Genomic DNA, 13585 nt, shown 5'->3' with positions numbered 1-13585 from the left:
TAACATTCACAGTGTTTTGGTAAAAAAAACAATAGGAGTAAAAAAATGACAACGCAAATTCGCCAGCAAAATGGCATTTCGATTTTGGAACCGAGTGGTAAAATCGTCGGACACTCCGTATCGGAATTACGGGAAGTCATCTTACCGCAAATAGAGGCTTCTAATGCCCCGCGTATTCTCATCAATTTCGAGAATGTCAGCGTGATTGATAGTTCTGGACTTGGGACTCTGATGGAAGCACGCGCTGCTGCGACCCGCAAGAATGGTCGTATGGGTGCGATCAACGTCGGGAGAAACATCAAGAACTTGGTCGTTCTGAGTCGGGTGGTCAACCTATTTGAGCATTTCGACGACGAGGACGCTGCGGTTACGGCATTGTCTGCCTAAATCTGAAATTCAATTAAATCCGAGAAGGGAGTGGTTCTGCCACTCCCTTTTTTTGGCTGTTAGCAGTTGGCTGTCGGGATTAGGAAATCCCTCCTATATTTAGGTAACGACAGGGCCATTCAGTTTTCCAATAATTTAGGTCCGGAAGCCCGGATTTAGTCTGGGAATAGACTAAATCCATTCCTTGTATTACATTCTTGTTCGGGAAAAGTGTGCTGCCCCGAATAAATTCGGGCATCCATCAAGAGAAATCCTTTACGTAAGTAAACTTATCCCTTAAAACTAAACAGCCCTGGGTAACGATGGCGTGCTTGACGGTTCGTCGGAATACTGGTATGATAGACGGACTGATTGTTAGGGAGGTGTGATAGCATGTCGCTTGGGGAATGGACAACTGTCCGACCGGAACATATTCATCTGCTTGCCGAAGAACTCGCAACACGGCAGCTGCCTGTCATCGCTCAACTTGAGCCGATCGCTGATTTTGAGGAACTCTATACCTTCGCGGAAGCGAATCCGACTCCGGTTGTGTTCTCACCGCAGCGCCCAGTATGGCGATTGGAATCGGTTGCCTCACGGATCGTTGAAGGGGTTGCCGTCGCTGCACACGAACCACTTCTCGATGTGGGTTACCCAGAACTTGCCCGTATCCTGTTGGAACACGCCGAGTATCTCTACGCCTATTCAGAGGGTGAACCGCGTCCGAGACTTGAAGCCGGAAGTGCGTTGGCATTGGTAGGTTGCGTTTGTGCTGCATTGCCACAGTCTGAACTCTGGCGGCTCGCTGGATTCGGACGGGTTGCGGCTGTCCTTGCTGAGGTCGCTCCTGCCCCGACAGATGACCACCTTACGCTCCCGCTTGATGTTGCGTTCTTGTTGGCAAATGAACGGAATATCCCGATTCTGGAGAGGGCAGTTACCGCCTATAACACTGTTCTCAACCGCAATCTCACGCCCGAAAACCTATACAAATTACCACTGAACGATCGCGATTTCTTTGATACGCTCAACTTGGATTTTCCGGGAATGGGGGCCGTGAAAACTGCTTTGTTAGCAGACGATATATCTGCTGCGAAATCCGAATATACTGCGTTTCGGCGGGCGTTTTTAGACGCGGCGATTGAAGATAAAGCGGTAAATCTCTTGGAAAGATCGGATACTTATGCCACCGCTAAGACCTATCTTGAGTGTCTACTTCGGTTGTCTGTCCACCCGACCCCTGCGATCCAAGCGACAACGGAGATCGGTATCGCTGCGCACCTGTTTCCTGAATTTCCTCACAGTGAGGAGCTGCTTACCTTAGCATTGCGTCGCTATCAGTGGATCCTTGATGCATTCTTCCATGCCGACGGTTTTCACAAGGATCGGACCCTCCGTTCCCAAGTTGAGGCGATCGCTGATTTTACCAGATTTCTATCTTGCTACGGCACGATGACTCACGATTGCTACTCTCAGGAGGTTGACGGCACGACGGAGTGTGCCTACTACTTTAAAGAAGTAACTGAAAAGTTGGTAGAGGCGTGTATCCATTTAAGTCGACCTGATTTTTCATTCCCACCGTTGGGTGCCTTGCCTGCTCCGAATTTCGATGCCGTTGAACTCTGCACGATTGTTGATAGCGGTTTTCAGCGTGCCGATTTTCCGTATCCCGATACGACCTCGCATGCGCTGTCTGAGACTGGCTTTTATGTGATGAGAGATGGTTGGAACCCCGATGCCCAATACCTGTTTTTTGATGTGCATCCGCAGGCAAAAACGAATGAAGCGGATATATCACGTCTTGCACTCTATGCTCACGGACGGGAGTTGACGACGGGTTCTGTCTGTGTGCTTGACAGTGCACTGTTAGGCGATGATGTGCTTGGGACGCAGTGGATAACGACACCGGTATTTGATTGGCTCGAAAGATGGTCGGTATTAGCTCCGAATTCTGAAAACTCGCAAGCCTCAGATATTCACCACAAACGTGCTATCTTTTACCTCAAGGGTGAATACTTCGTTTTGCACGATCTCGTTCTCGGTGCGGAGTCGGAGACATTGGCACAGGTTTTTCGTTTCGGTCGCGGAACACCCCTTCACATCTCAGCAGACGCTGGCTATGCTTGGACGCAGGCACCGAACCGGAGTAACCTATTCATCGGTGCGGCTGGGGCAAGGGATCTCACGGTCGCGTTAGATGAAGGCTCTGTTATTTATCGGCAGAAGGGTGAACCCCCGCTGGTGGTGAATACACTCTTATTTCCGATGCGACCTGAAGTTAGTGTCCATCCGACTGTTACCGACCTCCCGGTGCGGACGGATGCGGATGTCTTGGCAACAGGTTTCACGCTGCAGCTTCACGACACAACGGACACGTTCCTCATTTCTGACGACGGTTTGGCGGAGATGTCGGCGGCGGATATTAGGTTTGTCGGGGAATATCTGTTTTTACGCCGGGATCCGTCTGATAGGGACTTTCGATTTGTGATGCTGAATGGTCGGTATCTGCAAGTGGGTTCACGGGTGCTTGTGGATCTGGATGAGCCGCGCGAGCGTTATGTGCGGATGTAAGTATTCGCATGGACAGGCTCAACGCTAATCAGTGGGCAAGGAGATGTGATTCAGTTAAATATTGCTGTGGTATTTTCCTTTCTCTCGGTAGATAGATTGCGACTGAAATACCGATCCCGTGTAAGGACTTGCACATTAAGGGTCCGACATCTTTCCAGTCTAATCCACCTAATCCACATCCGAGGGCAGGCATTGCCAGTGATTCAATTCCCTCCTTTTGAAAATTGCGTTGTACCCAGTCTAATCCACCTTCAATGTCCTCTAAACGAGAGTTTTCTCTCCACTTCCGCTTTGTTGCAAATAGCAAGAACCATTTAACGGCGTTCAATGTGCGGAGTTCTGAACCGTGGTCTGCCAATTCCTCATCAAGTGAACCTTCTCGTTTATAGAGATAGGGTTTTGTTGCTGTCACGCGTTTTGACCGGCAGACATCCTGATATGCGACGTAAACATCTGGAAATTGATACTTGGCGCGCGAGGCTAATCCTTTCCCCATCACGCCCTGGAGATTGACACTGATTGTCAATGTTTGTAGTGTAGAAAAGAACATATCGCCGTCAATGAGTGAGATATTCTCTCCAATTCTATTCCGTCTATTTGGTTGGAAGAACATGTTGGGTTCTGGAATGACAGAAATTGAACGGGAACCGATCTTTTCGGAGACATTCCTTCGGGTTTCTTCGTCAGCAACGTAAACTGAATTGATGAATTCTGGGCGAATACTATCGGGTACCAGACATTCTGCCATGATCTTCCGCTTTGACCCGTCAAGCGTATTCCACCATTCGTTATACAGAATTTTCCGTTGCCGTCGAAGCACCTTTAATCCGTCAATAAGCGGATAAACTTGGGTTGGTGCATTGGCAGCGTTTCCGTCAGTGATAAAAATACCGGGGGTCTGCAAGATGTTTTCAGAAACTTCGAGGACAGCTAAATCCCTGACCCCTTTTTCATGGACAACGCGGTACATCATTGGGTTCCGCGGCTGGAAATAGAGGTTGGCATAACTCCAGAGACTTTTCTGATTGGGTGTCCTTTTTTCCTTTCTTATGTTGACAATCTCTGTGTTATAAATGCGCTCGGGTTGCACATGGTTTTTCTCAATTCTTTCGTGAGAAAGAATTCCTTTTTCAAAGATAGAAGGGAGATTGTCTATATGTGTAATGTAATAGAGGGCTTTTATCTCTGAATTCCTCATATTTGGCTTCCTCAATAGATTGGCTATCTGAAGAATCTTATCACAAGTGTCTCATTTCTCTCACCTTAAGCGGTAGTACCCAAATTTAACACGCTTTAAATAAGCATACCATCTCCCTCTTTCATTGTCAAGTGGGTTGAGAATTGTATTTCGCCTTCGCTACGTTTATGGTAAACCTTAGAATTAATTGGACACTCTGAATTGGCGAGGTTAGGAAACCTCGCCAGCGGCAGCAGGGCAGCCCGTCTTCTCTGAAATGTCTGTTTATTTATCTGGTTTACCATAGTTCAATCCGCCTGCTTATCTATCCTCCCTGTGGTTTGAGGTGCGGGTATTGTTTGCTAACTATCCTCCTTAGGTGGCTTGGGTAAGGCTTTCTGGGAGCCTTTGAGTGCCTTTGGGTTTTGGGGCGTTATGTCCTCAACCGGTTGATTTGCGTTGAGGGCGTTATGTGCGAGGACGGTCTTGAGAATTTGGTGTGCCGAGTTTAGGTGCTTGGTAACTTCTTTTGGACTACCGCCTTGAAAGATGAGTTGTTTCTGGTAGCCGTAGAGCGTTTCTAATTCTGTGGCAAGATTTTGAGGGTTGCTGAGGGCTTGGATGCGATAATTTTCGCAGTATTCCTTTCGAGTTTTCTGAAAGAGCGCGCTGTACTTCTTGGGAAACTGCGGGTGATCGATGTCAAGTCGACGGAATCGGTTGAATAGGTTTTGCTGGAGCTCTTTGAAATGCTTTTGGAGATCTTCTTCTACCTGTCTCTGACGATAACTGTGGAGAGATCTGGCTTCCCTTTTCCTATCATCCTCATATTCCTCAAGGGCTTTTTCATTGAGCTTCCGATCGGCTTCGTCTCCATACATTTCTTGGAATTCTTCTGTGTGTACCTCTATGAATTTTTCAATGAATTCCGGCTTCTCCTCGATTTCATCTACGTCCAAGAGTCCCTCGAACAATTCTTGGACACTGAGTGCTTCTTCGATCTCAGGTGTTGGTAAATCCGTTTCAAACTCTTCCATGAATGCCTCAACGATGTCGGTGAGTTTCATAAATCTGGCGAAGTGTTCGACGACGAATACCTTGTGTTTTTCTTCAAGTTTCATGAGAATTCTCCTTAAAAATGTTACACTGGTGTAACATTTTGTGTACAGGTGTTATTGGGAAAGAACCCAGTGGATATAAGGGTCCATGGGCTTTTTTATTGGCTGTTGTAAAAAAATAATTTGGCGAAAAGTGTAACATTTTCTTTTTTTTCAAGGCGACGCGTTTTTGGGTTGCTCATTCCGATGTGAAAACATTCTAAAATTTTAATTATTATATGATAACATATATAATTCGAGAAGTCAAATTTATTTTTCATTTTTTCTGGAATTGAGAGGTTACGGGCACCCACAAGGGGTGCCCCTACAATTGGAACCGGTGAGGTTACGGGCACCCACAAGGGGTGCCCCTACAAGATGTAAACTTATTTCCATAATTCACCATAGTTATTTTAACTCAGCAAGATTCGATACCCTGTGCTGACGCCCGTTGCCATTCCAATAAGTGCCCAGATTCCGGCGCAGGTCATCTCGCCGAGCACAAGCCCAAGGAATATCGGTCTCGCCCCTCGATACATTCTCAATCCGCCGTACCTGACGAGAATATACTTCATCATCCAGCCTATAAAGATTGAGGGCCACAGCTTGAATGAGGCCCAAGAACTCAGCATTGTATACCCGATTGGATGCAGGGGCCACCAGACGAAAATCCTTCTCAGCCACATCAACAGCCCCATGAAAAGGCTGCCGCCGACCATAAACCCTGTGTTCGTCCAGTCCGTCCCGGTATCGGCACTCACGAGCACAGAAGTCAGCCACCGCATGTCGCCCGCCCCACCTGTGTACGGTGCCCGATGTGCATAGCTGACCTCCAAGACGGAATAATATGAGACGAGGGTTCCGATAACCATCGCCGCGCCCATACCTATTAACAGTCCCCTGCGTCTGACCTTGACTTCATCGGCCGCCTTGAGACCGTTTACGACATAGGGCATCATAATCTCCCGCAAGTCGCGCGTGAGAGAGACCGGATGCATAAACAGCGATGTCATGGTTGAAGGATTGATTCTCGCCGAACCCAGCGTCGTAAAGAGCACGTAATGTGCTGAATACGAAGGATTGACAAAAGGAATTCCTCCGTGGATGACTTGCCATGTCAAGACAATGTAAATTCCGAGAAGCACGAGCACAAAAAGCAGTGCGAATCCCAACGACATTCCCATCAGATGATTTGCATACGCCAGGAGCAATATCCCGCCGACGAGACCGATAATTGTCAAAATAGAGGGCATCGCCTCGTTTGCGTCCTCGCTTTTGCGAAAGGCACTGACGAGCATGCTTCTAATGTGATGCCGTGCTTTGAAAAGGATGTAGATGACAAAGGTGAGGCACGCACCGATTTCCTGAGAAGCACTGAACGAATACGCGTTGTGTTGCACGCCTGGACCTTTGGTGATTTGGAAACCGAGCATTGAACCGATAAGGCATTGGAGTTTGAAGAAGAGAAAGAAAAACCAAAGGCTTAATGACACCTCAAGGGGCAGTAAATAGCTGAACCCCACTATCGAAGAATACAAGTTGAGTTGCAAAGGTTTCAGTGCACTCCAAGGCTTTTCCATTAAGTAGGGGTGGGGATTGAATCGGACGGGAAATTCCGGCATAGCAGGGAAGAACGCATGAAGGCCGTTCAACGTGTGAATGCATAGGGGAACGGCAAATCCGATCCATAATGCGCTGTTCCTGAAGAGTGAATTTCTCGCTCCTGGCGGGTTATTTGCCATCTCCACAGGCAAGACAACCAGCGGAAAGCTACACCGCTCAATCTCGACCCATTGTTTGCGCAGCAGCACCGAGAGGCATATCACAACGAAGTAGAGGACAAAGACGTAAAGTGTCCAAGCGAATAGAGGTATCAGCCATGCCCCCCAGGGGATGGATTCACCCGAAGAGATGCCTTCATAAAAGGATTTGATAGCATTCTCATCACGAACAACGCGCCAGTGGGGAATATATTGATGGAAAAGTGCTTGCCAATCATTTTCGGGTGTTGCAAAATACTGGTAGGCGACAAGCGGGTTAAAGGCATATCTCATCATGCCTGTCGAAGGAATGCCGGAGGCGGCTGCCATGATACACCAGATCGTCACCAATTCACCCGCCGAGAGTGCGAGTTTGGGAGAAACTGCGCTCAAGATGCGGTTGCCAATCAGCACGAGGAGGGTCAGGACAAAAAATGGACCGACAGGAAAATGACCGCCAGCGAGAAAGACATTGCGAATCACGTAATCATTGTAAGGCGCGATCATACATTCCCCGGCGGCACAGATTAGCCCAATGAGAACTGCCCGCGATGATACGCCAACAGATTTGCTCGTCGGGTTTAAGTAAGTATCGAACCGTTTTGACTTCTTCATCTGTCGAGGTGCAGTGAGAGGACTCCTATATTTCCTGTTGTGCAAAGTGGGGTGGAAACTTATACCATTTCTGAGAATTGATGTCGCATTAGTGATCTATTATGCATTGCGGCGCAACAGGACACAAACTAACAGTTTGTGCTACATAAGAGAGATATACAATTAGAAATGGTATTAGATTCAGACGACGTTTAAGAACTTTAGAGCGGATGCTTAGATACAGCAAGTGCCAACGGTATCAATGGCAGTGCTAAATCCTGGCCCCCCAGCCGCCACATAGCCCCCGCTGGCACCTGTTAAATCGGGACTGATCCAGAAAGAATATAACTGTCCGTTTGTTAAATAAAACCTAAATTTCACCGACTTACCCGCCAGAGAAGATAAATCTGCTTCTTTTTTCCACCTTACTAATTGACAGGTAGTATCCTTGCTTATGGGAACGCAGTTTATATGGGAATATGGCTGAATCACATTGCCTTGATTGTCTAAAATTTCAACTTGGAGCATACCCTTTTTTGTATTCGTATTCACAAAAAGATGCTTGCCCTTATTAAATATCACGGGTCTCGTTGTTAAAGATTCAGTAGATAGACCGGCATTCATGGAAGCAAAACCGTCTCGGCGAAGTATTGCGAGTCCGGTCGTACCGCCTGCATACATCTGTCTACCGAGTGTAGGTGACTCTCCCGACCATGCGCCAAAATAAAAGTAAATCTTATCATTCACTACCAAACATCCACCACCTGCTGCATGAATATAAGCCCTATTCCATGTGCCTTCCTTTCGCGATGCGGCTATAAAAGGACTGCGAACAGGTCTATGCCAGTGGAACCCATCGCGGCTATAACCTAAGACCAGTTCATTAATCTTCGGGAATCCGCCTATGGCACAAAGTTCATTGGGTGGCCCTTTAAAAATTGCGAACAAGCCCAGAAGCAAGCTCTCATAGGCAACTGCGTTAACGTCATATAGCTGCGGTGCGTATCCGAGGTCAGGGTCAGCTGGGTCGAGTTCATCAGCTCTCGCCCAGAATACCACATCTTCCTTCTTCCATGAAGCCCCTTTGATAAAATCCTCGTGTTCGCGATAACTTCGGGTGCGTCCGAGCGTCCGATTAGAGGTTCTAATACTGTAAACCCACTTTTTCCTGAAGGCATTATAGAAGAAAGTCGTATTATCCCCACAAGGCCCCGTTCTTACTGGCTGCCCCCAGTGGATACCATCAAATGAGGTATAAACTTCCCCTCCCGACCAGTCAGGGGAACGGAAGTATACAAACATTTTAAACCTTTGATTCGGGTCGTCTGTTTGGGGGTCTAACCAGACTGCGGCGCCATCTCGCCGATATCCTTTCCTTATCGGGAGTACCCTGTTCGTGGCTGGCACTACATCTAACATGGGTTTATGCCAATGTAAGCCATCCTCACTTATTGCATAACCGACACCATCGAACCATCCAGCATGATACCACATTTTAAATAATTGTCCTTCGGGATCATAAAAAACGCCGTCATTGAATGGCGCGGCAACCGGACATTTTCCATTATTAATCTCCAGTTGCGTTTCAGGCTTTAAAACCGGATTATCTTCATATAAGCGTGGTTCGTGAAAATCCCTTTTTAGATTGGTATTTTCAATGAGAAAGTCATCGACAAACAGTTGTCTTCCCTTATCTATATAGATAACTGTCGGGGGATTTTCTAAGTAGGGTACGGAGATAGGTGAAAGGGTTGTGTCACACAAATTTCGTGGGGGCCACTCTTCGGGCAGATGAATTCCATTATATAGAATTTCTTTCTCATTATTTTCCATTATCAAAACCTCCATGCCGCTTCGTTTTAATGCTCATAGATTGGATTTGGGGGTATGCCCTGCCCTGAGATCACCCAGACCCACTCCACCTCTTCCACGTTGGTTTCCAAACTGGACTCCCTAATTATACGCAACTCGATGTATAAAGTCAAGCGGGGAGTGGGCAGCCACAAGGGCTTGGTAATTTAGCGAGGTTTTGGGAGAGTTGAACGGTGTAGAAAGTCTTGTCCTTAAGATGCCAAACGGGTATAATGTGGAGAACGGATTGGAAAAAAATTAAAAATCGGATAAATATGATTGACTTCTAAGGAAAACATGAACTTTCAAACACGTTGTGACCGTTATCTACAGAGGATACGCCGCACACAAGAGAGTGCAGCGGCAACGCCAGAACTTTCGCTATTCCCACACCTCCAAGCCTTCCTTGAGGAACTCTCCGTTAACCATTTTCGTAGAAACACTGTCCGCTTCGTCCAAGAGCCGAGGCGATTGGATCAGATTGGCAGACCGGATTTCGTCGCGATGGATGGCTTGCTGCCCATCGGTTATATTGAAGCAGAAGCGTACGGCAGAGACCTGAACAACCTCACGGGACACGCCAGAGAACAGAACGCTCGTTTCACCGAAAACCTTGATAACTTCATCCTGACGAATTTCGTCGATTTCCAGTTGTGGATAGAAGGTCGGTTGCGGGCAGAAGCGAGTATAGCAGATGGCACTGGAGAGTTCGAGACGTTATTGGAACGGTTTCTCAATGTTGAACCTATCCAGATTGCTACGCCGGAGGCACTCGCGAGATACCTTGCCAGACGGACGCGGGAGTTACAGACACAGGTCGCCACGGTGCTTACCGATGAAGGTAGCGATATTTATCGGATGTTCTCGGCATTCAAGGAGCTCCTCCTGTCTACGTTAACGCCTGACGATTTTGCGGATATGTATGCACAGACGCTTGCGTATGGATTGTTTGCGGCGCGCTGCACACTCCCGAATGCGACGCACTTCTCGCGACACACGGCTTCGGAGGCACTTCCGAGGTCAAACTCGTTTCTCATCCAACTCTTTCATCACATCGCTTCACCGAACTTGGAGGCGAACGTTACCTATATTCTGGACGAGATTGCGGCACTACTCCGAAACGTTCCAGGGGAGATGCTCCGCACGGCGTTTGCGGGTCGGAATCAATTTGAAGACCCGGTTATCCATTTCTACGAGACCTTCCTCGCCGAATACGATCCGCAGCGACGTGTGGATCGGGGAGTCTACTACACACCGCCACAGGTTATCTCGTATATCGTCAGGTCTGTGGACAGTCTGTTGAAAATGGAGTTGGATAGACCGGACGGTCTCGCCGATGACAGTACGCTCATCCTTGATCCTGCGACGGGGACGGGTGGTTTTTTGTTGACAGTGTTGGAGCATATCCAAGCGTCTGTGACGCAAACGTATGGTGCTGGGGAGTGGGGTCCGTATGTCAACGCAGATTTGGTTAAACGGATTTTCGGGTTTGAACTCCTCGTCGCGCCGTATACGATTGCACATCTGAAGTTGGGTCTGTTTTTGCAATCGCAAGGATGGCGTGCAGATGAACGGCTCGGTATCTATCTCACGAACACCTTGGAGCAACTGGCAGAGATGCAGCCTCCGTTACCTTTTGCGGAGTTTATCTCTGACGAGGCGAATGCGGCGTTGTCGGTGAAACGGGACGAACCGCTGCTTGTTATTCTTGGGAATCCGCCTTATCAGCGAGGTTCTGCCAATCCGAGCCGGGACCCTGACGGAAGTTTAAATTTTATCGGACGATTGATGGAAGATTATAGGAGTGTTGATGGTGTGCCGATGACAGAGCAGAACCTTCAAGCACTACAAGGCGACTATGTGAAGTTTGTCCGATGGGCACAGTGGCGCATTGATCGAAACGGGGAAGGTGTTATGGGCTATATTGTAAATAACGGGTTTTTGTATGGTATCATTTTTCGCGGTATGCGGCGAAGTTTGATGAACAGTTTCAACACTATCTATTGTTTCAATTTGCACGGTAGCAGCAGAATCGGAGAAATTGTTCCTGATGGTGAAACTGATGAGAATGTCTTTGATATTCAGCAGGGTACTGCAATTCTGTTGTGTGTTAAGGAAGCTGATAACGATGCGCCATCCAAGATCTATTATGCTGATTTGTGGGGAAGTCGGGCGGAAAAATACGCGACCCTTTCAGAGACTGATGTTCAGAGCACAACATGGACAGAACTAATTCCTGATTCAACGTTCTATCATTTTGTGCCACGTCACGATCAACATATAGAAGAATACGAGATAGGTTGGGGACTAACCGACATCTTTCAAGAGAGTTCCATCGGGATTATCACGGCGCGAGACAGACTCACTATTCATAGCACTCCAGAAGCGGCACATACCACTGTTACTGATTTTGTGTCACTTTCTGAATCCGAAGCACGGCAACGATATAGACTACCAAGGGATAGCAAGGACTGGCAAATTCGTCTCGCCCAAGAAGACCTTCAAAATCATCCTGAGACAGAACAACACGTTGTACCAATCAATTATCGTCCGTTTGACACACGCTGGACCTACTATACGGGACAATCGCGGGGATTTCACTGTAGACCACGACCGGTGATCATGTTTCACCTCCTTATAGGTGAAAACCTTGCTCTCTGTACACACCGCATCATTAGGAGTGCTACCACGTGGCAGCATGTCTTTGTTACCAATAGAATTACCGATGGGAATTGTGTTTCAAATAAAGATGGACCGACTCATGTATTTCCGCTTTATTTGTATCCGAATCCTCAAGAATTAGAACTCTCGACGGAGCGTTCTCTCAATTTCAAACCCACCTTTCTGACTGCACTCTCGGAGGCGTTGGAACTTCCACAGGTTGACCCCTTTAACCTCCCGGAAGGCGTTTCGCCGGAGGAGGTTCTCGCCTATATCTATGCGGTTCTCTACAGTCCGACCTATCGCGAACGGTATTACGATTTCCTGAAATACGATTTCCCGCGTATCCCTTTACCGCAGGACATTGAACAGTTCCGCACCCTCGCAGTGTTGGGGCAGCGTCTAATGGATTGGCATTTATTGAAAGATGTATCGGTTCCGCCGCGGCATCGGTTTGAGGGTGAAGGGGATGGTGTTGTCGGACGCGTGCGTTATGTGGACGAGAAAGTTTGGATTAATGCGTCTCAGTATTTCACGGATGTCCCCGAGGAAGTCTGGACATACGAGATTGGTTCGTATCGGGTTTGTGAGAAGTGGTTGCGGGATCGGCGCGGTGCGGTGTTGCGTCATGAGGATGTGCGTCGGTATCGTGCGATTTTGGTGTCGGTGGCGGGGACGCTTAGGGTTATGGCGGAGGTTGATAAGATGTTGTGGGGGGAGGTTTGAATTGCAGGCCGAGTCCTTGCTTTTTTGAAATTTTTTGTGTATACTTTATCAAGGGATCCATGAATGGGTTTACTGATATGTTTGTGTATCTTCGTAATGTCTGATAAATATGGAGGGGATGATGAAGCATTTAGTGGTAACAGAAGAAATTTGGAAAGAGGGGAATATGTATACTGCTTACTGCCCGGAGTTAGATGTTGTCAGCTGCGGCAGGGATATTGACGAAGCACGGAAAAACCTCTTTGAAGTTATCGAAATTCAACTGGAAGAAACGATTAAACTGGGGACGCTTGAGACGTTTTTGGAGGAGGCGGGCTATGATTTGAACACTTCACAATCGACCCTTCGGCTTGACAAACAGGTAGTGGCTTTTAATCAACGTACGGTCCCTCTTGGGGGTCTCTAATGCCAAAACTGTCGCCAACAGATTGGCGAACTCAAGTGAAAATTTTTGAAAGATTTGGTTGTAACTACGTTAGACAAAAAGGGTCACATCTCATCTATCACCATCCAAATGCTAAACGTGCTATTGTTATTCCACACTATGATGAGGTGCCGGTCAGCATCATTAGAAATAACATGCGAACGGTTAACATGAGCAGAGAGCAATATTTTCAATTGTTCGCAGAAATTTAATCTCTTGTTTTTATTACTGACTTAAAGGCAAGTGTCAAAAAGGTTGCGTTCAATTCAACCTGCCTCACGGAAATTCTTAAAATTGTCCAAAGTTTTTTATCGTTTAGCGAAACACCCGAAACGCCCTAAGCCCGGGAGACCTCGCA

At 47.5% G+C, this 13585-nt stretch carries 10 protein-coding genes; 5 read left to right on the top strand and 5 right to left on the bottom strand.

Going from position 1 to position 13585, the window contains the following annotated elements:
• The first annotated feature begins 45 nt into the window (after positions 1–45).
• A complete protein-coding gene (locus OXN25_16325; GenBank protein MDE0426419.1) occupies positions 46–387 on the top strand; it encodes an STAS domain-containing protein in 342 nt (113 codons plus the stop codon).
• 372 nt (positions 388–759) lie between these two features.
• On the top strand, positions 760–2937 hold the full coding sequence (locus tag OXN25_16320; protein ID MDE0426418.1) for a hypothetical protein: 2178 nt from the start codon (positions 760–762) through the stop codon (positions 2935–2937).
• 28 nt (positions 2938–2965) lie between these two features.
• Here OXN25_16320 and OXN25_16315 read toward each other — a convergent pair whose 3' ends face one another.
• The 5 genes from OXN25_16315 to OXN25_16295 all read right to left on the bottom strand — a co-directional run bounded on the left by OXN25_16315 (position 2966) and on the right by OXN25_16295 (position 9398).
• On the bottom strand, positions 2966–4135 hold the full coding sequence (locus OXN25_16315) for a DarT ssDNA thymidine ADP-ribosyltransferase family protein (protein ID MDE0426417.1): 1170 nt from the start codon (positions 4133–4135) through the stop codon (positions 2966–2968).
• Positions 4136–4230: 95 nt separating this feature from the next.
• Complete coding sequence (locus OXN25_16310; protein MDE0426416.1) at positions 4231–4419, bottom strand: hypothetical protein; 189 nt, start codon at positions 4417–4419, stop codon at positions 4231–4233.
• Positions 4420–4476: 57 nt separating this feature from the next.
• Positions 4477–5235, bottom strand: a complete 759-nt coding sequence (locus OXN25_16305) for a hypothetical protein (protein ID MDE0426415.1) — start codon at positions 5233–5235, stop codon at positions 4477–4479.
• 389 nt (positions 5236–5624) lie between these two features.
• A complete protein-coding gene (locus OXN25_16300) occupies positions 5625–7586 on the bottom strand; it encodes a hypothetical protein (GenBank protein MDE0426414.1) in 1962 nt (653 codons plus the stop codon).
• A gap of 213 nt (positions 7587–7799) precedes the next feature.
• Positions 7800–9398 carry a glycosyl hydrolase family 32 gene (locus tag OXN25_16295; protein ID MDE0426413.1) on the bottom strand — a complete coding sequence of 533 codons (1599 nt, stop codon included), beginning with the start codon at positions 9396–9398 and terminating at the stop codon, positions 7800–7802.
• Positions 9399–9713: 315 nt separating this feature from the next.
• On the opposite strand from OXN25_16295, the gene OXN25_16290 reads away from it, so the two are divergent.
• The 3 genes from OXN25_16290 to OXN25_16280 all read left to right on the top strand — a co-directional run bounded on the left by OXN25_16290 (position 9714) and on the right by OXN25_16280 (position 13439).
• Positions 9714–12803, top strand: coding sequence for an N-6 DNA methylase (locus OXN25_16290; protein MDE0426412.1), 3090 nt, complete (start codon positions 9714–9716; stop codon positions 12801–12803).
• A 118-nt stretch (positions 12804–12921) separates the two neighbouring features.
• Complete coding sequence (locus OXN25_16285; GenBank protein MDE0426411.1) at positions 12922–13209, top strand: type II toxin-antitoxin system HicB family antitoxin; 288 nt, start codon at positions 12922–12924, stop codon at positions 13207–13209.
• Positions 13209–13439 carry a type II toxin-antitoxin system HicA family toxin gene (locus OXN25_16280; protein ID MDE0426410.1) on the top strand — a complete coding sequence of 77 codons (231 nt, stop codon included), beginning with the start codon at positions 13209–13211 and terminating at the stop codon, positions 13437–13439. Before OXN25_16285 ends, OXN25_16280 begins: the two co-directional genes overlap by 1 nt.
• The last annotated feature ends 146 nt before the right edge of the window (positions 13440–13585 follow it).

The sequence above is a fragment of the Candidatus Poribacteria bacterium genome, from assembly GCA_028820845.1.
In the GTDB taxonomy this organism is placed as follows: Bacteria; Poribacteria; WGA-4E; order WGA-4E; family WGA-3G; genus WGA-3G.
The sequence above is the reverse complement of the archived record's forward strand: the minus strand, read 5'-3'. Positions and strand labels throughout refer to the sequence as shown.

What these genes read in the sequence shown, in the direction of transcription:
- OXN25_16325 (MDE0426419.1), top strand. Translation starts at nt 46, where the DNA reads ATGACAACGCAAATTCGCCAGCAAAATGGCATTTCGATTTTGGAACCG.
- OXN25_16295 (MDE0426413.1), bottom strand. Translation starts at nt 9,398, where the DNA reads ATGGAAAATAATGAGAAAGAAATTCTATATAATGGAATTCATCTGCCC.
- OXN25_16280 (MDE0426410.1), top strand. Translation starts at nt 13,209, where the DNA reads ATGCCAAAACTGTCGCCAACAGATTGGCGAACTCAAGTGAAAATTTTT.
- OXN25_16315 (MDE0426417.1), bottom strand. Translation starts at nt 4,135, where the DNA reads ATGAGGAATTCAGAGATAAAAGCCCTCTATTACATTACACATATAGAC.
- OXN25_16320 (MDE0426418.1), top strand. Translation starts at nt 760, where the DNA reads ATGTCGCTTGGGGAATGGACAACTGTCCGACCGGAACATATTCATCTG.
- OXN25_16310 (MDE0426416.1), bottom strand. Translation starts at nt 4,419, where the DNA reads ATGGTAAACCAGATAAATAAACAGACATTTCAGAGAAGACGGGCTGCC.
- OXN25_16300 (MDE0426414.1), bottom strand. Translation starts at nt 7,586, where the DNA reads ATGAAGAAGTCAAAACGGTTCGATACTTACTTAAACCCGACGAGCAAA.
- OXN25_16290 (MDE0426412.1), top strand. Translation starts at nt 9,714, where the DNA reads ATGAACTTTCAAACACGTTGTGACCGTTATCTACAGAGGATACGCCGC.
- OXN25_16285 (MDE0426411.1), top strand. Translation starts at nt 12,922, where the DNA reads ATGATGAAGCATTTAGTGGTAACAGAAGAAATTTGGAAAGAGGGGAAT.
- OXN25_16305 (MDE0426415.1), bottom strand. Translation starts at nt 5,235, where the DNA reads ATGAAACTTGAAGAAAAACACAAGGTATTCGTCGTCGAACACTTCGCC.